A 19793-nucleotide genomic window follows, 5' to 3' on the forward strand; every position below is an offset into this window, starting at 1 on the left:
CCCCAGGCCGTACCGCACCCCCAGCCCCCGCACAGCCCACCACCACCCGAAACCGCGGCCGGCCCCGCAGCTCTCCTCGGACTGCGCAGCGCCATCATCCTGACCTTCGGAGTCCTCGTGGGCACCGGCGCGGGCGTGCTCACCTACCTCGCCCAGCACAACGCCGCCGCCGCCGGCCTCGCCGGCGGCGCAGCCTTCGCCGGCGCCGTGCTCTTCTTCCACGCCATCATCGCGCCGGACAAACAGACCAGGTGAACAGAAGGCGGGCCCCCGAGCCGTCATTCGTGCCTCGGGGGCCCGCCGCTGTCCGTGGGATCGGGTCCCGCACTCGTCCTGCCCCGGCTGCGCAGGGCGAAAGGCAGGAGCAGGCCCTCGGCGCGGTGCCAGCGCCGAGGGTCCTGCAGGGGACCGGGCCGCTGCCAAGCCGCACCGCCAGGTCACTCCGGCTGATGCTCGCTCCCGCCGAAGTCCGAGCTGGTGTAGTCCGGACTCGTATATCTCGGGTGAGGGCCGGATGCGTGCTCGTCCGGACTGGTGAAACCCGGACGCACGTATCCCAGTTGGGGGACGCGAGGGGCGGACGAGGGCTGCCCCCTGGCCGCGGCGCCGCTGGGATCGGCCAGCGCGTCCCGCAGGAAGGGCACAAGGCCACGCTCGAGCAACGCCTGCTTCCACGCTTCCCGAGCCCGGGCCACCTCCGTATCCGGCTCACTCCCGGAGCTGTCGCCGGGCGGTGCCCCGGCGCGCAGAGCACTGCGGATCAGTACTACCGCTGCGATCAGGACGCAGGCACCGGTCACGGCGCCGAAGACCCACCCGGCGGTCAGGAATGCCCGGGTGAAACCCGGATCGGAGTCGAGCGTCCTGAGGAGGTAGCCCACGAGCAGGAAGAGGACAGCAAGTCCTCCGGACAGGACGGGTGCCAGGACTGCGACAACGGCGCCCACCCCCGCCCCCGGCGGCCCTGCGGGAGCGGAACCCCGGGTGATGGCCGCCCCGGCGAGCTCGCTCCTGAAAGATTCCGGCTCGGCGACGTCACGTCGGCCCTGGGACGGCTTCAAGCCGTGCAGTTCCTGGCGGATCTTCACGTAGTGCTGGTACTCGGCCGCTGCCGCCACCGTGATGAGCCCGGTGGCATTGAGCGCCATCGTGCGCAGCTGCTCACTGCTGAGGCGCTCGCCGACCCCGGCCAGTTCCGGTCGGCGCAGCGCCTCGTCGAGGATCTTTTCGTACGCCTGTCGGTCCTCGCTCAGCAGATACTGCGGCACGGCGCCTCGGCCGCTCCCACGACGGGACGGCAGGCCGTGAGTGAGGGGGGTGCCGGTCAACCGGCTCGGGGGGGGAGGCCGGACGGACCGGCTTCGGGCGGTGCGGCCTCGCGTTGCGGATGATGTGCGGCCATAGTGCGCGCAGCCGTCCTGTCCCCCTCCGCAGGCAGCCGTGCGTGCGCTTCGGCCTGGGCCTTCGACTGTGCTTTCGCCGGAACCTGTGCATCCGCCTCGAGCTCAGTGTCCGTGCGGGTCTGCGTCTGTACCGCCGGTGGCGGCGCCGCGTGAGCGGTGGGGGCCGGCGGGCGGACGCGGATGCCGAGCAGCGAGGCGAGGAGGCGGCGTGGCAGCCCAAGACGGCGTTGCTGCTCGGCCGTGGGCGGCCTGCGCCGTGTACGGTCCGCGCCGAGGACGCTCGCGGCGAGGCCTCGGTGCACAGGCTGTTTCCGTGTCATCCTGTGCCCTCCTCTCCGGCGACCGGCTGCTGCCGCAGAAACGGCAACTCGCAGTTGCCGGGGTCCCGGCCACGCCCGGCTACCGCATCCGGCGGGTGCCCGTTCGCCTGCGCCGGCAGCACCGTTCCAGTCCGATGGCCGGCCCCTGTAGCACCGGCCTGAGGTCCGCTGCCGGGGTCCGTGTTCCCGCCCATGCTCAGCGCGGAGAGCCCGGGAGCCTGTGCAGCAGGGGAAAGCGGAACGGCCGGTTGCTCCGGCGCCGCCGCACCCTGTGCCTCTCCGGCGGGCGGCAGGGTCGGCGGTGCGGCCTGCGCGGCGGGTTCCTGCGATGCGCCTGGAGCGCCCGCCGGCTCGGGCGCTCCTGCAGCCAGGGCGGCGTGGACGGACTGCACCCGACCGAGCTGGGTGAGCAGCACCGGCGCGGAGAGTCCGACGACGACCGCCGCGTAGGCGCCGCTGATCTGCCCCGTGGTACCGAACAGCACGGCCGCGCCCGCGCCCATCACGGTGTGCAGCACCGCCGCGACGGGATCGGCGACCGGGTCGAAGTAGTCCCGGAACTGCGGCAGATCACCTACCTGAGGCAGGGGCGAGAGGCGGCAAGCACGCCGGTCCGTCTGCCAGTCGAGGAAACGGATGTAGAGGTCCAAGAGCCCGCGCATGGCGCCTCCCGCTCCTCCCAGCAGGATGAGCGTCGGCACATTCACGGCTTCCCCCGGTGACGCCCGAGCGCCGGCTTTCGGCGCCCGTCACGTCGAGGTTAGAGCCGGAGGTAAGCCGCCCGAAAGGGCAGGACACGTGCGATGCCTGTTCCGGAGAGTGGGAAGAGAGTGTTTCCGAAAACGGTGCCGCCCGCCCACCGCTGCACCTCAGGCGACAGTGCCCCCGGTGTTCTGCTCCATATCGCCTAGGTAGGTGCCCAAGGGAGTGAGGGCGGCCCAGAGCTGGTCGAAGTAGGCGGCGAAGTAGGTCATGAAGGTGGGGTCCTCGATACTGAGGCCGTTGAGTTTTTGGCGCGGTCCCCCGGAGAACGCCAGGAAGACGACGCTGTCGTCGATCAGCGCCATGTTCAGGCCGTCGGCCGCCGCCGTCCAACGCAGCACGCTGGCCTCGTAGGTGAGGATGTGCCGGGTGTCGTCGTAGTGCTGGCGCGCCCAGGCGAACATGTCCGCGTCGGGCCGGCCGTCGCGTTCGGGGACGCCGATGATGCGGCGCACGCTGCGTTCGTCGTCGCTGTCCTCGCCGGCCCAGTCCAGGATGGCCTTGAAGTAGACGGCGGAGGCCGGCGTCGTGTACTGGGTGGGCGGGTAGCGGCGCGTGTAGGTGACCCGGATCTCCGAGCGTGCCTGCCGAGCCCGTTCACCGGCGGCTTCGTAGAACTCCCTGTTGTTGCGGTACCAGTGGGCGGCGAGGATGGCCTCGCCGGCCTGTGGATCGCTGATGAGCGGCAGTGGGGTGCGCGGGGCGGGTGTTCCTTTGGCGGCTTCCTCGATCTGCCTGCTCGCTCCCACCCACTGCGCGCGCAGCTTCTCCGGGTCCGTGTCCACGGCGCGGGCGAAGGCGGCGGTGTGTTCCCAAGCGGGGAAGCGGCGGCCGTTGAGCATCGCCGAGACGCTGCTGCGGCCGCAGCAGGCCATCTTCCGGGCGATCGCCTCCTCGGTCGGTTTCCCGGCGGCCCGCCTCAGTTCGCGCAGCACCGCCGCGAAGGCGAGCTGCGCGGGATGCGGCTGCGCGGAAGCGCCCCGAGCAGGCATGTCTTCCCCTCCCCCCGGGTGGAACGACACAGAACGACGCGGTTGGTTCGTCATTGTCCGTCATTGCTACAGCGTGTCGCCAGTGTTCGGCGGTGTTCTCCTTCGTCCGGGGAGTTCTACGCGCGTCTGTCAGCCGTTGGCCAGGCAGTTCACCGGCCGCAGACTCAAGGGACCGGTTGCCGCCAGCGTCCGGTGTCCGCGACAGGAAGGAGCCGTGCCATGTGACCTAGCCCAACTGCCGCAATGTAGGCCCGGATCCTGAGGGCTGAGGAAGAAAAAGCGAAGGCCGCCCCCGGAAGCTTCTGGGCGGAAGCGGGGAGCGGCCTTACCTACTCAACACCACACAAGGGAGAAACCCCGTGCGAGTCGACTTCAGGATAGACCTTCCCTGTCTCAGCGCGGCCTTCGTGGCCGCGCTGGTACTGGGCATCGTGCTGATCATGTCCCCCACGGCCCAGGCAGCCGTCCTCGAGGAGGGATGGCTGCTGCCGGCGGCCGCCTGCCTGCTGGCCGTCCGGCAGCCCGGTGAGAGGAAACAGCGATGACCCCGCACAGCCCCGGGACCCGATGCCCCGGGTGCGGCAACGACGTCCTGCGCCGTACCTACACCGAACTCGTCCCCACCTGCGGAGTGGGCTGGAAGATCGCCGAGTGGTCCGAGTGCGGCCACTGCCACCGGTGGCTCGCCTTCCACTTGCGCGAGCGCCAGCAGCAGGACCGGGCCGGGCGGAGGTGAGCGGGGCAGGGCTGCCCGTGCGAGCACCGGTCACCCTGCCTCGCCTGCTCGCCGACCGCCTGCTCGCCGGCCGGCAGCAAGGCGAAGGGCATGGACCAGGGCCTCGGCCGGTCCATGGCCCGGAGCACCGTCCGGCTGCCCGGGCCACCGGCTGTACCGGCCGGTGGTGCGGGCATCTTTGTGGTCAGCCCACGCCTGCACGCGTTCGATCCGGGCATGGGGCCTGTCCAGGGCATGCGGGATGGCGCTGGTCTTCAGGGCATGCGGATGGATCGTCTCCGGCTTGCGGCAGCCCAGCCCGGCGCGCGAGGGGGCGCAACAGCCGCCACACGGCGGGTTCGTCGAAGCGGCCGCCGGAGGCGGTTGTGAACAGCGGCCCGGCCGTGCGCCCGTCGAGATAGCTCTGCAGAGCCTGCCATGTGTGCGACGGGATGGCTTTCCTCTTTGCTGTGCCGCCCCTGATGCGGGTGTCGAGTTCGTGACGGCCTCGGTCGTGACCGAGATCCTCGACATCGGCGGCCAGAACGGAGTCGATCGGCAGACACACGGTGTAGAGCATCAGCAGGAGGGCGTACGCACGAGGCCGGTAGGCCGCCGGCTGGTGCAGGTCGCGTGCAGCCGGCAGCAGCCGGACCGTTTCCGTCTCGCTCAGGCCCTCATCGGCCAGGGGGCCTGTGACGAGCACCGGACGCCGTACTGCGGCGAACGGATTGAGCACGGGCGTGTCACTGACGGTGTCGAGGTAGACGAAGAAGGACGAGGCAGCCGACAGGGCGTTGGCTCGGGAGGCGTCCAAGTAGGGCCGGCCGGTGCGGGCCTGTGCCGTTCGGAAATTCGTTGCTGCTACTCAGAGTGGGGCTGGCGTGCCACGAGGGCCTCCTGGAACCCTGTTCGGGTGATCGTCTCACTGGTGTATCGGGTGACGCGGAAGCTGCTGTCGGTCCCGGCGGTGCTGCTGCGTCGACGCGCGGCCAAGGATGCCGAGTTGTTGGTGCTGCGGCATGAGAACGCGGTGCTGCGCAGGCAGTTCGCCGGTCCGGTGCGGTACGAGCCGTCGGACCGGACTCGGGGACAGCTTCCGCCCCTCGCGCAGGAGCACCCGGCACCCAAGACCGACCTGACCGCGCACCAAGTCCTCCTCCGCCGAGTACTCGGCGGCGTCATAAACGAGTACCGGTACGCCGCCTGATCAGTGGCGACGAGTTTCCGAACGGCACAGGATCATCATGCCGCGGTGATCGCTAACCGCGCGAGGGCCCCGGTGCCATCAGCCACAGCTGGCATACACCAGGCCCCGCACATGGCTCCCACCAGGACGGACGAGTTTTCGGCAAGGGCACGGCTGAGGCCGGTTGTTGCCGATCTTGACGTGACTGACGAGCGTGAAGTCAGATGCGGTGAGAAGTCGGCATCGAGAAGCGGCATCGCTGCAGGGGGTTTGGCGTGTTCATCATGGAAGAGGATGCTTTCGATCCTGAGGAGATGCTGAGCCTCTACGACTCGGTCGGCTGGGAGGGCTACACCGCCGACGTCGACAAGCTCTGCCGCGGCCTGCGGAACTCTCACCTCGTCATCACCGCACGAGACGGTTCAGGAACGCTCCTCGGACTGGCCCGGACCGTTTCCGACGGCGAACACATCTGCTATGTCCAGGACGTCGTGGTCAACCCTGTGCATCACAGGCAGGGCGTCGGCCGGGCCCTGGTCGAGCACCTCATGGGACGCTACTTGCACTGCCGCTTCTTCCTCCTCTCCACGGACCACGAGTCGTCACCGGAAGGCAAGCGCAACCACGCGTTCTACCGGAGCCTTGGCTTCTTGTCCTACGAGGAGAAGCAGATGGCGGGCTTCGGACTGCCCAGGAACCGCCCTGACCTGCGTGACATGGCGCCATAGAGACACGGCCCTCCCGGCCACGGCGAGGACATATTCACCCTTCACCTGCCGACGCCGCCCCGGATGAGGGCCCGGCCGTCACGCGCCCAAGACACAAGCGTGCCGTCATTTCTCATCAACAGCCGTCAGCCCGGCGATCATCACCTGCCTCCGAAACCGGTCGACAAACGCTGTTCCTAGAGATCAACGAAGCCACTTGCAGGTGAAAACGCAGAAGCGGCTTCGGTCAAAGCAACTGCCCCAATCCAGTGCCGTGCCAGACTGGCGTTGGCCCGCTGTGCATCCCCCGTCGCAGCGGGCCTTTCGCCTGCCTATCCCCAGTCGCAGCCGATGCCGTCGCCGTCGCGGTCGAGGTGGCTGGCGTAGCCGGGGTCGCCGCGGCGGACGGGGGTGGCCCCGGCGGCTCGGGCGGCGGCACAGTTCTGGTAGTAGACACTGCCGCCCCCGCCGCTGCCGCTGCCTCCGCTGCTGCCGGAGTCAGCGGCGGGCTTCGCGGTAACCGTCTCCGTGACCTCAACCTCCACGGTCTTGGTCACGGTCGGCGCAGGCTCGGGCTTCGCGGTCGGCGTGGCTGTCATGGTCGCGGTGACAGTGGCCGTCGGCCGGGCCTGGGCCACGGCCGGCTTAGCGTCGTCGTTCGGCTGACTGTCGCCGCCTCCCGCGCCGACGCCGAGGAAGAAGGCGAGGCCGAGCGCGGGCACCACGTAGCGTTTCCGCGCCCACTTCGGCGCGAGCCGTCCTGCTGCTGGCGGTGTGTACGGGTTGGTCATGTTCGCCCCTGGTTGATCGTGGAAGCGCTGACGGTAGCGCCTTTGTAAAGGAAATGTGAAGCCGCAAGGGAGTGGACGTCAGCGCTTGTTGACGAGGACACCCCGCAACTGGGGCGTCAGCCGAGCGGGAACGGTACCTTCGTCGGCGGACACGGGGCCTGGTGCGGTCGGGTATCGCCGCTTGGAGTCCGGGAGGACTCATGGCCCTTGGACGCATCAACGCCGCCGACTTCATCGCCCGCCTGCTGCCGCAGCCGCACGAGAGGGACCTCGGCGTGGGACCCGCACACCATCTACTGGCCACTGTGCATACGGACATCGCCTGCCCACCGTCAGGCCACAGCATTGGCTGGTCGGACTGCTATGCCGCAGCGGACATGCTGCTGCTGCCCCTCAAAGCCGACCTGCTGCTGGAGCCGGACGATGAGCCGAGGCCGATCCCGGATCATCTGACGAGCGAGGCACGGGAGCGGGCGGAGCACACCGGCCGGTATGCGGCGCGGATCCGGCGAGAGGCCCGCCGCCGTGGACTCCGCTGACGTCCTCGTTGCAGACCTGTCAAGCTCTGCCGCTTCTTGACATTCTTCGGCTCGAAGCAGTCATCCCGGTCTCGGGGCATGGTTACCTCCACCGGTCCGACGTCGGTCAGCACGGTCTTTGAGTGATCTCTAGGACCGGGTAGGCCCATGAAGAGCGGAGTACGCCTGGGTTGCGAGTCGGCGACGGATCCTTCGGAAGGGTGGATTCCGCGCGATCGTTGAGCCATGCCCGAACTTGCCGACAAGCAGCCCTCCAACAAAGAGAGCGCCCTCACCGCAGGTTGTCTCCTGCTTCTCGTCCTGGTGGCGGACGTGGCGGCCGGGCTGTTGGTCGTCATCGCGCTTGCCGTCCGAGGGCTGGGCCGGATGGACGCCGGCTCCGGACAGGCAGCGACCAGCGTGCCGCCCCTGGACTGGGCGCCAGTGCTGGGCTTCGGCGCTCTGGCCCTGCCGGTCGGCGTAACGGCCGTCGTGCTGCTGCGGATCGGGCACCGAGTTATCGGGGCGGTGCAGCTGACGCTCTGCGTTTTCCTGGCAGTCCACACGCTGGGGTCCTGGCCCTGACCCAGATGCAGCCATCGGAGGCACCTTGGAACCGAAGGACCTGGCACAGGAACTGAGGTTGGAAAACGCTCAGTGAGCCCTTTCCATCTTCACTCTGAGCTGGTCAGATGCAGGGTGAGGACGGCCTGGACGAGGCTGGTGATCCGGGTGGTCGAGCACCGCAGTCTGCGCAGAAGCCGCCAGGACTTGAGGGTGGCGACGGCCCGCTCGACGAGTGCCCGGATCTTCGCGTGGGACCGGTTCACCGCCTTCTGGCCTGTGGAGAGGGCCTCCCACCGCCCCCAGCACGGGATGCGGACCGTGCCGCCGGCACCCCAGTAACCCTTGTCCGCCCAGCACCGGACGCCGGCCTCGGCGAGAGCGCCGACGATGCCGTGCTCGCGGGCCGCGCGGACGTCATGGACGGCACCGGGCAGGGCCGGTGAGGCCCACAACAGCCGGCCGAAGGGATCCGCGAGGACCTGCACGTTCATCCCGTGCTTCTTGTGTTTGCCGGAGTAGAACGGCCGGTCCGCGGCAATGCGGTCGATCGGCAGCAGCGTGCCGTCCAGGAGCAGATACGCCTTCGTCGACGCGGCCCGGACGGCGTCGGCCAGGGTGGGCGCGAGGGCGGCCAGGAGGTCGACGGCTTCGGTGACATACCGGTAAGCGGTGGTGGTGCCGACGCCGAATCCGGCCGCGAGCTGGGCATACGTGTGGCCTACCCGCAGGCGGGCGAGCGTGAGCAGGGCCTGGCGGCCGGCGCTCAGCCGCCGCCAGCGGGAACCGATCGCACGGCGGTGCCGCCGCAGCTGCTGCGTGAGGAAACGGAGGGCAGAGCCGGACACGTCCAGCCCGGACGGGTAGACAAGCACGTGAAGCCTCTGGTGGAGACGGTTCTCTTGGTCGAAAACCCATCTACCAGGGGCTTCACCACGTTGTCAGCCCAACTGCCTAACTCCAGAGGCAAGTTGGAAAGGGCTCAGTGTCAGGACCGCAGTCCGCAGGGCGTGCCCCTCGCGGTGCCCTGGCGGTCCAGGGGCTGAAGGAATCCGGATTGCGGATTGCGCCATCGTTTGGTCCGGAGCGGCAAGAACCTGCGCGACCAGATCCGGTCTCGTCGGCGTCGTTGACGTGCCTGAGAGCATGCAGGTAAGCGGCGAATCGCAGGTGCTCGGCCGGCTCCGCCTGTGAAGTGTCATGGTGGTTCGTACAGCCTGGTCCTGTCGCTCAGCCAGGACGCCGTTTTCGAACCGGGCACCTCTCCTTGAAGTCTGTGGAGCATCACCTGTCCAGTAAAGTGCCCCCACCAGACCCAGAACACATCATCCAGCCTCGCGAACGGCAAGAAGCCCTCGACCAGGCCCGCGCCGAACAGACCAGCGAGCAGTGGCGCACCAAGTACGGCACCCGCGCCGGCATCGAAGGCACCATCCACCAGGCCGTCGCGGTCACCGGCATGAGACGCGCCCGCTACCGCGGCCTGCCCAAGACACACCTCGAACACGCCTTCTCCGCGGTCGCGCTGAACCTGCTCCGTCTCGACGCCTGGTGGAACGGCCACCCGCTCGACCGCACCCGGACCGGGCACCTCGCCCGCCTCGACCTCTCCCTCGCCGCATAACCCGGAATTGGCCAGCCGGATCGTCCCAGCTGCAAACGACGAATTTACTTCACCGACTTCACAAGCCGAGGGAGTTCCGGGCCTGCCGTCGCCTCGGTGAGTGCGAGTCGGCCGTCCTTCAACTCGGGCACGTACCTGCTCCTCGGTCATGGCCAGCGGCCTGCCGCGTCGGGCGCCGCGGGCGCGGGCGGCGTCCAGGCCCTCGTGGTGCCCTGCACGATGGGCTCACGGATGAACTCCGCGAGGGCGGTGTCGGCGTACGGGCTCTGGTGCAAAGCGTCGAAGACGCGGAACACGAGTCGGCCGCCTGGTGTGCCTGGCCGGGCAGCCGCAGATCGCTTGCTGCGCGACTCGGCACGGGTTATGCGGACGGCTGGTGTCGGCGAGCGGGTTTGTGTGCTCCAAGTCCTTCTGGTTCGTGCGGTTGTGCTTCATTCACGCGGTGTTGATGCGTGGTTCTGGCAGAGGTTTGCGAAAGTAGGCCACTCGGAGGTAGTTTCGAAGTTATGCGAAATGACGAACTCGACGCGTGGTCCAAGGCGCTGGATGGGGTGGCCAGTCCTGTTCGCCGGCAGATACTGCGGTGGCTGCGTGACCCCGTCTCGCATTTCCCACCGCAGGTCGATGGAGACCTGCTCACCGAGGGCGTGTGCTCCGATTTCATTCGGGAGAAGTTGGGTCTGGCCGCCTCCACCACTTCTCGGCATCTGAACCTTCTGACCGAAGCCGGCCTGCTGGTTGCTACCCGCAAGAAGGGGTGGACCTTCTATCGCCGCGACGAGGCGACCATCCACCGATTCACCACTGAGCTGATGGAGGGGCTATGAGCCACCAGAGCCACCCGCACACACCCCAGGCGGACTTGTCATCCCTCAAGGAGCACCTGTCCATCGTGGCCGCTTACGCCGCCGAGGTGTCCAAGGGACTGGAGGCCCGCCCCCCGCTGGGGGATGCAGGACGCACTCGCCCGCCTGAATGGCCCGACGAGCCGATCGGACTGGACGGGGCCTTGCGATTGTTCGCCGAGGCCATTGACCCCGGTCTGCATGCCAGCGCCGGGCCCCGCTATCTGGGATTCGTGACGGGCGGAACCAATCCAGCGGCGCTGGCCGGCGACTGGCTCACCTCCGTCTTCGATAACAACGCGACTTCCGGAACAGGTCTGCTCGCCGAACTCGAACGTCAGGTCCTCACCTGGCTCCAACGGCATCTGCGCCTGGGCGACGGCTTCTACGGAGCCTTCGTCACCGGTGCGACGACCTCCAACTATGTCAACCTGGCCACGGCCCGGGAATGGGCGGGTGAACGCGTAGGCGTATCCGTCTCCGACGCGGGGGTTGGCACCCTCGCGGACAGAATCCGCATCCTCTCCGCGAGCCCGCACTCAAGTGTGCTGAAGTCCCTGTCACAACTGGGACTCGGGCGAGAGCGGATGGAGCTCGTCCCGACCCTTCCCGGCCGGGAAGCCATCGACCCTGACGCTCTCCGGACGTCAATGGCCTCAGCACCGGATCGCCCGACCATCGTCGTCGCCAACGCCGGCACCGTGAACACGGTTGACTTCGACGATCTCCGTGCGCTGGCCGACCTGCGCGATGAGTTCGGTGCATGGCTCCACGTCGACGCAGCCTTCGGCTCATTCGCCGCACTGGTGCCGGAGCACGCGCACTGGACTGACGGGATCGACCGGGCAGACTCCGTGACCGTCGACCTGCACAAGTGGTTCAACGTGCCCTACGACTCGGCCGTCCAGTTCACGAAGCGCCCGGACCTCCAACTGAAGGTGTTCCGCAACAACGCGGCTTACCTCGGCGGGATCACGGACCAGCCAGACTTCGTCCACCTGACCCCGGAGAACTCCCGACGGGCACGCGCCATCCCCGCCTGGTTCACCATCGCAGCGTACGGGGCACAAGGCCTGCAGCAGATCGTCAGCAACAACATCGACAACGCGCGACGCTTCGGTACAGGCATCGAACGCCTCGAGGGTGCTCGGCTGCTGGCACCCGTCCAGCTCAACGTCGCCTGCTTCACCACTGACCGAGATCCGGCCCTGGTCCTGGCCGACCTCAACGACCGTGGAAAGGTATTCATGACGCCCTCGGTTCTGCACGGGGTCCCATGCATCCGCGCCGCCTTCAGCAACTGGCGGACCTCCGACGCCGACGTGGACCTGGCCCTCAGGGAACTGGCCGCAGCGCTTGCCCCCTCCACAGCCTGAGTCCGGCAACGGTCTCACCGGGGGAAACCTACCCGGCCGAAATGAGGCTCTGGGACGCCGCTGTGGGGTTCAGAGGTCGAGGACGGCATCCCGCTGACAGCCCTGGCGCAAGACACCGGTACCGGTCTGCGCACGCTGCAACGCTGGAACCACGGGCGGGACAACCCAGCGCGGGATTCGGGGAGTATCCGAGCAGGGATCACCGCTGCGGCGTGGCAGCGGCCTCTTCCAGGACCCCTCCGACCCCACTGTATGGAGCGACAACGTCAGCGGCATCCCGCATCGCCAGCGGATACGGCCCGCGGGCCGCGACCGCGCGAGCCACCTGCGCGGTCAGCTCCGGCACCTGCGGCCAAGGCCGCGACTGCACGGAATTAACCAGCAGGATCGTCACCAGCCGCAAACGGTGGTGATCAGTCCTCGGACTTGGCAGGTCGGGGCAGTTCCGGCGTGGTGGTGTCGAGCACCTCGTGCAGCGAGGTGAAGCCGATACCGCGCTTGCGCAGGCCGGACACGATGGCGATGAGGTCCTGGATGGAGTGGCTGAGCCGGTCCAGCGACGGGACGACGAGGGTGTCGCCGGGCCGCAGGTAGTCGAGGGCCCCCTTCCGCAGTTCCTCGCGTTCGGCGTTCTTGCCGGACTTCTTGTCCGTGAAGATCCGAATGCACCCTGCTTCGGTGACGGCCTCGGGACTGGTGAGCTCGCATGTTGAGGTGTCGCGTATTCATTGCCTGACGGTCTCGTCGAGTCACTTTATGAGAGTTTCCGTGCTCGGTGATCGTCGCTTCATTCGGGGTCGGACTGAAAGCTGATGAGGAGCAGGGCGATGTCGTCTCCGGGGGCGGGGGCATGCCGGATGAGGGCATCGGCCATGGCGTCGAGGTCGGTCGGATCCGCGTGCTCCACGAGTCCGGCCAGGGCGGCGGTGGCGTCGTCGAGGTCGACTCCGGGGGATTCGACGAGTCCGTCGGTGTAGAGGACGAGCACGCAGCCGGGTGGCAGGGGGAATTCCAGTGTCGGGTACTGGGTGTCCGGGGCGATGCCGAGGAGGAGGCCGGGTGGGACGTCGAGGAGTTCGGTGCGTCCGTTCGCGTGGCGCAGCAGGGGTGGTGGGTGTCCGGCGGTGGCCAGGCAGGCGCGGTGGCGGGCGAGGTCCAGATGGGCGTAGAGGCAGCTGGTGAACAGGCCGGGGTCGAGGTCGGTGAGGAGACGGTTGGTGCGGGCCAGGACGCGGTCCGGCGGTGCGCCGACGGTGGCGTGGGCGTGGACGGCGGTGCGGACTTGTCCCATCAGGGCGGCGGCGTCCTCGTTGTGGCCCTGGACGTCGCCGATGGCGGCGGCCGCGGTGTGTGCGTCGAGGCGGATGAGGTCGTAGAAGTCGCCGCCGATGCCCAGGCCGCGAGCAGCGGGCAGGTAGCGGGCGGCGGCCTTCAGGCCGGGAACGTGGGGCAGGCGGTGGGGCAGCAGGGCGGACTGCAGGCGGTGGGAGAGATTGTCTTTGCTGTCGTAGAGGCGGGCGCGGTCGAGGGCCTGGCCGACCAGGCCGGCCAGAGAGGTGAGGACGGCGCGCTCGCTGGGCGAGAAGGTATGGGGCCGGTTGTAGGCGAGGAGGAGGGAGCCGATGGGGCGACCGGAGGAGATCAGCGGCAGCACGGCCCATGCGGCCATCTCGTCCTCATGCACGGTGCTCGGATAGGAGCGCTTCAGGTCGGCAAAGGTGGGGAAGAAGCCCGGCTCGCCGGTGGTCAGGACGCTGACGGCGGGGTTGGCCAGGCTCAGGGGAACAGCGTCGAAGCGGTCCATCAGTTCGGTGCTGTAACCGCGATGGCCGTGGATCTTCAGGCGGCCGTCCTCGGCGGTCATCAGCACCATGCCCTGTGCGCCCAGAGCGGGCAGGAGCCGGTCGGCGGTCTGCTCGACCACGTCCCGCACGCTGACGGCCTCGGTGAGGGTGGTGGCCAGATGCATCAGGTGGTACAGCACACTGGCGCGGCCGGGGCCCGCGGCAGGTGCCGTCTTCGGTGCGGGAGTGTCCTGGGCCTTGCCGGTGGGGGTGATGCGGACGCTGATGCCGGAGGAGTCCGGGTAGAGCTCGAAGGACAGCCACGCGTCCGGTGGGCGCAGGACCGTGAAGGTCTGGGGTTTCTGGCTGAGCAGTGCGGCCCGGTAGCGGTCTTCGGCCTGGGGGACATCCATCCACGGCAACGCCTCCCAGGGCAGAGCGCCCAGCAGATCGTCGGGATCGGCACCGAGGAGGTCGGCGGCGGCCGGGGTGATGAAGGTGATGTGGCCCGTCAGGTTCAGCGTGCAAGCTCCTTCGGGCAGGCGGTCGAGGAACGCTGCGATCGCCGGTGCCTCGGCGGGGGAGAGAGTCCGTCCCGGCGGCGGAGGCAGGGTGCGCGGCCGTCCCGTGGGCAGCAGCGGATCGCCGCGGTCTGCGGCCTGTTGCAGGAGAGCGCCCAGGCGGCGGCAGCCCGTCTCGATGGCGTCCTGCTCGTCCCGGCTGAGCTGCGGCGGATGATCACCGGGCCACAGAAGCACCAGTCCGCCCCAGACCGTGGCCTTCGAAGCGACCGGAGCGGCCGCCAGCGCGAAGTCGTAGGGCAGCACGAGCGCCAGCCTCGGGTAACGGCGCGCCATCTCCTCCTGACCGCCGATCCATACCAGGCGCTGCTCGCGCACAGCGTCCGCCACCGGCAGCGGGTCGGTCACTGCCACCCGCGTCCATGGGAGGGCGACCTCATACGGGCCCCCCGTCATCACAGCCAGCCACAAAGCGTTCCCGTCCGGCGCCAGCACATACAGCAGCGCCCCGAAGGCATGACTCTCCCGCACCACTTCGGCCAGTGCGGTATCCATCAGCTGCCTGCCTGAACCCGCAGCGGCAGTGAGGCCGATCCGGTTTTGTCCCGCTCAGTGTTGCCGGGCGGCGGGTGCTGAGAACCACGCGTCCGCCCGAAGCGAGCCCTGGCCGCCTCCGCGCTGATGTCCAGCGCAACCCCGATCTGCGCCCAGCTCGCCCCGGCCCGCCGGTCGGCCAGCACCGCCGAGCGCACCAGCCGCGCCGCCCGCTTCGGAACCTCGGCCACCGCAGCACAATGACACCCGCCGGCTGGCTCCGCGGAAGAAAGCCCGCTCATCTGCTGGGTGACGGCCTGCACCTGGGCCAGAAGATCGGCCCCTGCCAGGAACATCTCCTGCCGTGCGCCGTCCGCGGCCTGCCAACGACGCCGCGCCCGCCAGGCCGCCTGCCGGTGCGCCGGGCGGCAATACCGGCGGCCGTGTCCCGCCGGCTCCGGCAGGGCTGCACCACACCAGCCACACCGAGCATCACCCATAGTCGGACAATACGCCCACTCTGGCGTGACGGCATCCAGATACCGGAACAGCATGCGCGACGGGTCACGTCCGCTGAGTCGGGGTGCCGATAGGAACCGTGCCGTCAACCGCAACCGGGCGTAGCCACGGGCCAGGCTCTGAGTGGAAGTTGCAGAGTAGGCCACTGGCCCCGATCCTCCGCATTGCGGCCACCAGAGCCACCAGCCGCTCGATACTCTCCGCGGTCAGCCGCGAGGAGATCCGAACCGTCAGCGATTCCTCGGCCGCCTGCAGGGCGCCCGCGGCGATCCGCTCACACCGGCCCGGCGTGGGCGGCTCGATGCTCTCCGCGCGACAGCAGCTCCCCCGCACCTGCTCGGCCCTGCGTTCCTTGCACGCGACGTGCTCGGCCCTGGAACGGGGAAACCGGCCGTGCTGCGTGTAGAACTTCAGCAGCACGGGGAAGCCCAGCCGTGTCGCACCGCGCTTGCCGGACACAAGTTCCTGCTCGTCCTTGAGCAGCGTCCAGTGCTCGACCAACTCGTCCAGGTCCAACGGGGTACGGACCACAGTTGCCAATCGTCCTCGCGAGCTTCACCCACCGCAGCCATACGGCCCCGGACTCACCCACACGGGTGACACCCTCGCAAGATCACCGCTGTTTGCGGCTGGTGACGATCCTGCTGGCTTATTCGGGATTATGCAGCGAGGTCGAGGTCGAGCTGGGCGAGGTGGCTGGTTCGGGTGCGGTCGAGGGGATGGCCGTTCCACCAGGCGTCGAGGCGGATCAGGTTGAGTGCGACGGCAGAGAAGACGTGTTCGAGGTGGGTCTTGTGCAGGCCGCGGTAGCGGGCGCGTCTGATGCCGGTGACCGCGACGGCCTGGTGGATGGTTCCCTCGATGCCAGCTCGGGTGGCGTACTTGGCTCGCCACTGCTCGTCGGCCTGCTGGACCCGGGCGTGATCGAGGGCTTCTTGCAGCTCGCGGGGTTGCAGGGACAGGGTCCGGCCCCCGGTTTTGGAGCGGGTGCACTGGTCGCGGACCGGGCAGGAGCGGCAGGTCTCCTTGTCGAACTTGACCACGATGGCCTTGGTGCCGCGCTGGCTGGCTGGGCTCCACCAGGTGCTGGTCTTCCCCCGCGGGCAGGTGGCCTGGCGGTTGTCCCAGTCGATGGTGAACGCGGTGCGGTCGAACCCGGTGCCGGCGCGGGCCTGCGGTGAGCTGTTGAGCAGAACCGGCGTGATCAGGGCAACGCCGAAGTTCTTCTTCATCCCTACGATCAGCTCCGCGGAGGGGTAGCCGGAGTCGAGGTAGTGCTCGGCGGGCAGCAGGTCGCGGGTGGCGAGCATGTGGTGGATCGGCTCGGTCATCTCCGCGTCGGTCACCGTGGCGGCGGCGGTCGCGATGTTGGTGATGATCCGCGGCGGCTCCCCTTTGCCTGCTGGACACGTCCCGCGATCAGTGACCCCCTCCTGGTCGTCGGCTGTGTCGTCGCAGGTCTCGCTGATGTGGACCTTGTACCCAGTCCACCAGGAGCCTTGCTTGAGTCCGTTGCGCGCATCCGTGTCGTAGGGGGAGGTCAGACGGAGCCTGCCCGGCGGGAGATCTCTGCTCTCCCGCCGCGTCACCTCCGTGCCGGTCTCGGTGACGGTGCAGTGATAGTTCTGCAGCCACACCGTGCGCAGGACCTGCACCGCCGGGAGCTCGCGCAGCCAGACCGGCGCGTGCGGGGCGTGTACGGCCCCCAGCAGCGTGAACCCGTCCCGGCCGTAGACCAGGGCCATCTCCTCGCGCTTGGTCTTGGACGCGGGCGGATGCCAGGAGTCGGTCCGCGGCCCGTAGCGTTCGGCCCATTCCCGCACGGGCACCACGTCGGCCAGCCAGTCCGGTGCCGCGCAGGCCAGAGCCTCCAGCGCGGCCCGCAGTGTCTCCCCGGCCAGCTCCAGCCGGTTTAGGTCCCGCACCGCGGCCAGCACGCGGGTGGAGTCGGTGCGCTGCTTGCCTCCCGCCTTGACCATGCCTCGATCCTTCAGCGCGGACAGCAGCAGGTCGAGCGCCTTCTCCTCCAAGCCGTGCTCGATCAGGCGGGCGCGGAATTCGGACAGGGCCGAGGCGTCGAAGCCGGGGTCGTCCAGCTCCATGCCGAGTGCGTACTTGAAATCCATGCCGTACCGGACTCGATGCGCCGCCGCGCGATCGGTGAGGTTCTCGACGAACTGCAGCACCGTCACCAGCGCCAGTTGGCCCGGCGACCAGCCTGGGCGTCCCCGCACCTGGAAGGCTTCGGCGAACTCGGCATCCGTGAACAGCTCGCCCAGCTCGTCACGGACCCGCATCGCCAGCGGGTACGGCCCTCGCGCCGCCACCGACCGCGCCACCTGCGCGGTCACGTCCGGCATCCGTGGCCACAGCCTCGGCTGCATCGACATCCAGCACCCCACCCGCGACCGGAACGGTAAGACGGTCGCTGCCCCGTACAACGAGCCGTCAGTCCGACCAGGCACGGAATAAGCCAGCAGGGTCGGTGACAGAGTTCTTACCGGCACCCCCTACTTCTGGTCGAAGGCGGTTTTCAACCGCTATCCGAAGTAGCCGAGACGACCGCGCGGGCCGCCTCCCGCAGCTCGTCCCGCCCGAGGGCGGCGTACGCCGACACCGCGTCGGCGTACGCCGCCCCGACCGCGCTCTCGGCCGCCCGCCGGACCCCTGCCCCACGACCTCGTGCCCCCGTCCCGGATCGTAGACCGTGGGTGAGCCGCATGACTGATGCGGTTGCAGTGCTATTCCGCAGCGGCAGACTCTTCGGCTGCGAGAATGGCGGTCAGCAGACCGGGAAAGCGCTGCTCCAGCTCCGTTTCACGCAGCTCGCTGTAGCGCGAGGTACCTTCCTCGAACTGCGAAATGACGCCGCTCTCCCGCAGGACCCTGAAGTGGTACGTCGAGGTCGACTTGGACACCGACAGCCCGAACGAGCTGCAGTTCATGGGACGGCCGGCCCGGGCAAGGGAGCGCACGATGCCCAGCCGCAGCGGTTCACCGAGGGCACGCAGAACCAGGTACACCGGGATCTCGCGCAGGTCGGGGTGGGGCAGGGCCTTCTTGGCGGGCGCACGTCTGACATTGGTGGACACATGGGGAGTCTACGTCGATCGCCCGGCAATGGTACGATGAATCTCGTAGTACGAGAAAATTACGACAATGGTCTGGGCGCCGTGCGGGCACGCATGAGCACGCGCCGTGCGCGGGCAGGCCGAGTCGAGAACTGTCGCATACGACCAAGGCGCAACGGAGAAACCCTTGACCGACCCCACCCCGCAGCACGGCGCGACCGACGACCTGCTGTTCACGCCCTTCGACCTTGGCGGTGTCCGCCTGAGCAACCGCACCGCGCTGGCCCCCATGACGCGGATCAGCGCCACCGAGGACGGCCTGGTCACCGACCGCAATGCGCGCTACTACGCAGGATTCGCCCGCGGCGGGTTCGCACTGGTCATCACCGAGGGCGTCTACACCGACACGGAGTACAGCCAGGGCTATCTGCACCAGCCGGGGCTCGCGACACCGGCCCAGGGCGAGGCGTGGCGGCCGGTGGTCGAGGCCGTGCACGCGGAGGGCGGCACCGTATTCGCCCAGCTCATGCACGCAGGAGCGCAGTCCCAGGGCAACCGCTTCCGCCAGGGAACGGTCGGTCCCTCCGCCGTGGCACCACGCGGCGAGCAGCTCTCCTTCTACCGGGGCAGCGGTCCCTACCCCACGCCGAGGGCCCTGGACGCCCGCGGGATCGCGGACATCCGCCGGGGCTTCGCGGACGCGGCCCGCCACGCAGCAGCAGCGGGCTTCGACGGTGTGGAGGTGCATGGCGCGAACGGCTACCTGCTCGACCAGTTCCTCACCAACTACCTCAACCAGCGCGAGGACGGGTACGGCGGCGGCGTCGAAAACCGCGTGCGCCTGGCGGCCGAGGTCGTGGACGAGGTGCTCCAGGCCGTGGGCTCCGAGATCGCGGTCGGCATCCGCATCTCCCAGTCCAAGGTCAGCGACTTCCACCACCGCTGGGCCGGCGGCATCGAGGAGGCCGAGACCATTTTCACCACCCTGGCCCGCACCGGCGCGCACTTCCTGCACACCACCGAATACCGGGCGCTCGACCCCGCCTTTTCCACCGGTACGGAAACTCTGGCCGAGCTCGCGAAGAAGTTCAGCGGGTTGCCGGTGATCGCCAACGGCCACCTGGAAGACCCGGAGGTCGCCCGTGCCGTATTGGAGTCCGGGGCCGCCGACATCGCCGCGATCGGCAAGGGTGCTCTCGCACAGCGGGACTGGCCCCATCGGGTGCGTGACGGTCTTGAGTTCGCCACCGAGCCGCACCCCGACACCCTCGGACCGCTCGCCGACATCAAGGACTGGGAACTGGCCCTGTGAACGCACCGACCTGACCGACAAAGTGGTCGTTGCGGACCGGTGCGCGAGGCTCGGTACCCGCCCCGCCGCGCACTCGCCGGACCCACCCCGCCGGCACCGCGCGAACAGCTCACCGCCCACCAGACCGACGCCCTGCGCACCGCCGCCGACCGCTACCGTGGCCCGCACGCCGAACGCGCCCGCCTCGCCGTCTACATGACCCTCGCAGGCCTGCGCCCGGGGCAGTGAGCGACTCTGAAGCTCCTA

Annotated in this window: 24 protein-coding genes and 1 pseudogene; 12 read left to right on the forward strand and 13 right to left on the reverse strand. The window is 69.0% G+C overall.

Annotated elements, in window-relative coordinates:
• Positions 1-255 (forward strand): hypothetical protein (locus AOK11_RS15795; RefSeq protein ID WP_055594359.1); only part of this gene is annotated, 255 nt, incomplete at its 5' end.
• Between the two features lie 182 nt (positions 256-437).
• Here the strand turns inward: AOK11_RS15795 and AOK11_RS15800 are convergent.
• The 3 genes from AOK11_RS15800 to AOK11_RS15810 all read right to left on the reverse strand — a co-directional run bounded on the left by AOK11_RS15800 (position 438) and on the right by AOK11_RS15810 (position 3477).
• Entirely contained in the window at positions 438-1268 is an 831-nt protein-coding gene (locus AOK11_RS15800; protein ID WP_240497361.1) for a hypothetical protein, read from the reverse strand.
• Positions 1269-1719: 451 nt separating this feature from the next.
• Positions 1720-2385 carry a hypothetical protein gene (locus AOK11_RS15805; RefSeq protein WP_055594360.1) on the reverse strand — a complete coding sequence of 222 codons (666 nt, stop codon included), beginning with the start codon at positions 2383-2385 and terminating at the stop codon, positions 1720-1722.
• A gap of 207 nt (positions 2386-2592) precedes the next feature.
• A complete protein-coding gene (locus AOK11_RS15810) occupies positions 2593-3477 on the reverse strand; it encodes a helix-turn-helix domain-containing protein (RefSeq protein ID WP_055594361.1) in 885 nt (294 codons plus the stop codon).
• Between the two features lie 359 nt (positions 3478-3836).
• Between AOK11_RS15810 and AOK11_RS15815 the strand changes: the two genes are divergently transcribed.
• Positions 3837-4022, forward strand: coding sequence for a hypothetical protein (locus AOK11_RS15815; RefSeq protein ID WP_055594362.1), 186 nt, complete (start codon positions 3837-3839; stop codon positions 4020-4022).
• Positions 4019-4213, forward strand: a complete 195-nt coding sequence (locus AOK11_RS15820) for a hypothetical protein (protein ID WP_055594363.1) — start codon at positions 4019-4021, stop codon at positions 4211-4213. The genes AOK11_RS15815 and AOK11_RS15820 overlap by 4 nt, the downstream gene beginning before the upstream one ends.
• A 184-nt stretch (positions 4214-4397) precedes the next feature.
• Here the strand turns inward: AOK11_RS15820 and AOK11_RS15825 are convergent, their stop codons facing one another.
• Complete coding sequence (locus AOK11_RS15825) at positions 4398-5009, reverse strand: site-specific integrase (RefSeq protein WP_055594364.1); 612 nt, start codon at positions 5007-5009, stop codon at positions 4398-4400.
• Positions 5010-5108: 99 nt separating this feature from the next.
• Between AOK11_RS15825 and AOK11_RS39950 the strand changes: the two are divergent.
• Both AOK11_RS39950 and AOK11_RS15835 read left to right on the forward strand, forming a co-directional pair.
• A pseudogene (locus AOK11_RS39950) lies at positions 5109-5276 on the forward strand (integrase core domain-containing protein); the annotation flags it as partial.
• A 389-nt stretch (positions 5277-5665) separates the two neighbouring features.
• Positions 5666-6109 carry a GNAT family N-acetyltransferase gene (locus AOK11_RS15835; protein WP_055594380.1) on the forward strand — a complete coding sequence of 148 codons (444 nt, stop codon included), beginning with the start codon at positions 5666-5668 and terminating at the stop codon, positions 6107-6109.
• 311 nt (positions 6110-6420) lie between these two features.
• On the opposite strand, the gene AOK11_RS15840 is transcribed toward AOK11_RS15835, so the two are convergent.
• Entirely contained in the window at positions 6421-6879 is a 459-nt protein-coding gene (locus AOK11_RS15840) for an excalibur calcium-binding domain-containing protein (RefSeq protein WP_055594366.1), read from the reverse strand.
• Between the two features lie 200 nt (positions 6880-7079).
• On the opposite strand from AOK11_RS15840, the gene AOK11_RS15845 reads away from it, so the two are divergent.
• Together AOK11_RS15845 and AOK11_RS15850 are read left to right on the forward strand one after the other, a co-directional pair.
• On the forward strand, positions 7080-7418 hold the full coding sequence (locus tag AOK11_RS15845; RefSeq protein WP_055594367.1) for a hypothetical protein: 339 nt from the start codon (positions 7080-7082) through the stop codon (positions 7416-7418).
• A gap of 225 nt (positions 7419-7643) precedes the next feature.
• Positions 7644-7982 carry a hypothetical protein gene (locus tag AOK11_RS15850; protein WP_055594368.1) on the forward strand — a complete coding sequence of 113 codons (339 nt, stop codon included), beginning with the start codon at positions 7644-7646 and terminating at the stop codon, positions 7980-7982.
• An 89-nt stretch (positions 7983-8071) separates the two neighbouring features.
• On the opposite strand, the gene AOK11_RS15855 is transcribed toward AOK11_RS15850, so the two are convergent.
• Positions 8072-8836, reverse strand: a complete 765-nt coding sequence (locus AOK11_RS15855) for an IS5/IS1182 family transposase (protein ID WP_055594369.1) — start codon at positions 8834-8836, stop codon at positions 8072-8074.
• 401 nt (positions 8837-9237) lie between these two features.
• On the opposite strand from AOK11_RS15855, the gene AOK11_RS15860 reads away from it, so the two are divergent.
• Positions 9238-9585 (forward strand): transposase, encoded by a 348-nt coding sequence (locus AOK11_RS15860; protein WP_420902993.1) that lies wholly within the window; start codon positions 9238-9240, stop codon positions 9583-9585.
• A 146-nt stretch (positions 9586-9731) separates the two neighbouring features.
• Here the strand turns inward: AOK11_RS15860 and AOK11_RS44955 are convergent, their stop codons facing one another.
• Complete coding sequence (locus AOK11_RS44955; protein ID WP_240497362.1) at positions 9732-9881, reverse strand: hypothetical protein; 150 nt, start codon at positions 9879-9881, stop codon at positions 9732-9734.
• A 210-nt stretch (positions 9882-10091) separates the two neighbouring features.
• Here AOK11_RS44955 and AOK11_RS15865 point away from each other — a divergent pair, with 210 nt between their 5' ends.
• Both AOK11_RS15865 and AOK11_RS15870 read left to right on the forward strand, forming a co-directional pair.
• On the forward strand, positions 10092-10412 hold the full coding sequence (locus AOK11_RS15865; RefSeq protein ID WP_055594371.1) for an ArsR/SmtB family transcription factor: 321 nt from the start codon (positions 10092-10094) through the stop codon (positions 10410-10412).
• On the forward strand, positions 10409-11806 hold the full coding sequence (locus AOK11_RS15870) for a pyridoxal phosphate-dependent decarboxylase family protein (RefSeq protein ID WP_055594372.1): 1398 nt from the start codon (positions 10409-10411) through the stop codon (positions 11804-11806). Before AOK11_RS15865 ends, AOK11_RS15870 begins: the two co-directional genes overlap by 4 nt.
• Before the next feature lie 413 nt (positions 11807-12219).
• On the opposite strand, the gene AOK11_RS15880 is transcribed toward AOK11_RS15870, so the two are convergent.
• From AOK11_RS15880 to AOK11_RS15905, 6 genes are all read right to left on the reverse strand, one after another.
• Positions 12220-12531, reverse strand: coding sequence for a recombinase family protein (locus AOK11_RS15880; RefSeq protein ID WP_079034873.1), 312 nt, complete (start codon positions 12529-12531; stop codon positions 12220-12222).
• Between the two features lie 62 nt (positions 12532-12593).
• Positions 12594-14666: a SpoIIE family protein phosphatase gene (locus AOK11_RS15885; protein WP_055594374.1), complete on the reverse strand. Its 2073-nt coding sequence runs from the start codon at positions 14664-14666 to the stop codon at positions 12594-12596.
• The gene (locus AOK11_RS41845; protein WP_055594375.1) at positions 14666-15001 is read right to left on the reverse strand and encodes a hypothetical protein; all 336 of its coding nucleotides are present in this window, start codon (positions 14999-15001) and stop codon (positions 14666-14668) included. The genes AOK11_RS15885 and AOK11_RS41845 overlap by 1 nt, the downstream gene beginning before the upstream one ends.
• A 208-nt stretch (positions 15002-15209) precedes the next feature.
• Complete coding sequence (locus AOK11_RS15895; protein ID WP_157869369.1) at positions 15210-15680, reverse strand: hypothetical protein; 471 nt, start codon at positions 15678-15680, stop codon at positions 15210-15212.
• 143 nt (positions 15681-15823) lie between these two features.
• Positions 15824-17524: an IS1182 family transposase gene (locus AOK11_RS39970; protein ID WP_240497365.1), complete on the reverse strand. Its 1701-nt coding sequence runs from the start codon at positions 17522-17524 to the stop codon at positions 15824-15826.
• A gap of 381 nt (positions 17525-17905) precedes the next feature.
• The gene (locus AOK11_RS15905) at positions 17906-18256 is read right to left on the reverse strand and encodes an ArsR/SmtB family transcription factor (RefSeq protein WP_055594377.1); all 351 of its coding nucleotides are present in this window, start codon (positions 18254-18256) and stop codon (positions 17906-17908) included.
• A gap of 166 nt (positions 18257-18422) precedes the next feature.
• Between AOK11_RS15905 and AOK11_RS15910 the strand changes: the two genes are divergently transcribed.
• Together AOK11_RS15910 and AOK11_RS15915 are read left to right on the forward strand one after the other, a co-directional pair.
• The gene (locus AOK11_RS15910) at positions 18423-19547 is read left to right on the forward strand and encodes an oxidoreductase (RefSeq protein ID WP_240497364.1); all 1125 of its coding nucleotides are present in this window, start codon (positions 18423-18425) and stop codon (positions 19545-19547) included.
• A 39-nt stretch (positions 19548-19586) separates the two neighbouring features.
• Positions 19587-19775 carry a hypothetical protein gene (locus tag AOK11_RS15915; RefSeq protein WP_055594378.1) on the forward strand — a complete coding sequence of 63 codons (189 nt, stop codon included), beginning with the start codon at positions 19587-19589 and terminating at the stop codon, positions 19773-19775.
• The last annotated feature ends 18 nt before the right edge of the window (positions 19776-19793 follow it).

Source organism: Streptomyces hirsutus, from assembly GCF_001418415.1.
Taxonomy (GTDB): Bacteria; Actinomycetota; Actinomycetes; order Streptomycetales; family Streptomycetaceae; genus Streptomyces; species Streptomyces hirsutus.

Coding starts and splice junctions, on each gene's coding strand:
- AOK11_RS15805 (WP_055594360.1), bottom strand. CDS start 2,385: ATGCGCGGGCTCTTGGACCTCTACATCCGTTTCCTCGACTGGCAGACG.
- AOK11_RS15810 (WP_055594361.1), bottom strand. CDS start 3,477: ATGCCTGCTCGGGGCGCTTCCGCGCAGCCGCATCCCGCGCAGCTCGCC.
- AOK11_RS15820 (WP_055594363.1), top strand. CDS start 4,019: ATGACCCCGCACAGCCCCGGGACCCGATGCCCCGGGTGCGGCAACGAC.
- AOK11_RS15835 (WP_055594380.1), top strand. CDS start 5,666: ATGGAAGAGGATGCTTTCGATCCTGAGGAGATGCTGAGCCTCTACGAC.
- AOK11_RS15840 (WP_055594366.1), bottom strand. CDS start 6,879: ATGACCAACCCGTACACACCGCCAGCAGCAGGACGGCTCGCGCCGAAG.
- AOK11_RS15845 (WP_055594367.1), top strand. CDS start 7,080: ATGGCCCTTGGACGCATCAACGCCGCCGACTTCATCGCCCGCCTGCTG.
- AOK11_RS15850 (WP_055594368.1), top strand. CDS start 7,644: ATGCCCGAACTTGCCGACAAGCAGCCCTCCAACAAAGAGAGCGCCCTC.
- AOK11_RS15865 (WP_055594371.1), top strand. CDS start 10,092: ATGCGAAATGACGAACTCGACGCGTGGTCCAAGGCGCTGGATGGGGTG.
- AOK11_RS15870 (WP_055594372.1), top strand. CDS start 10,409: ATGAGCCACCAGAGCCACCCGCACACACCCCAGGCGGACTTGTCATCC.
- AOK11_RS15885 (WP_055594374.1), bottom strand. CDS start 14,666: ATGGATACCGCACTGGCCGAAGTGGTGCGGGAGAGTCATGCCTTCGGG.
- AOK11_RS41845 (WP_055594375.1), bottom strand. CDS start 15,001: ATGTTCCTGGCAGGGGCCGATCTTCTGGCCCAGGTGCAGGCCGTCACC.
- AOK11_RS39970 (WP_240497365.1), bottom strand. CDS start 17,524: ATGCCGGACGTGACCGCGCAGGTGGCGCGGTCGGTGGCGGCGCGAGGG.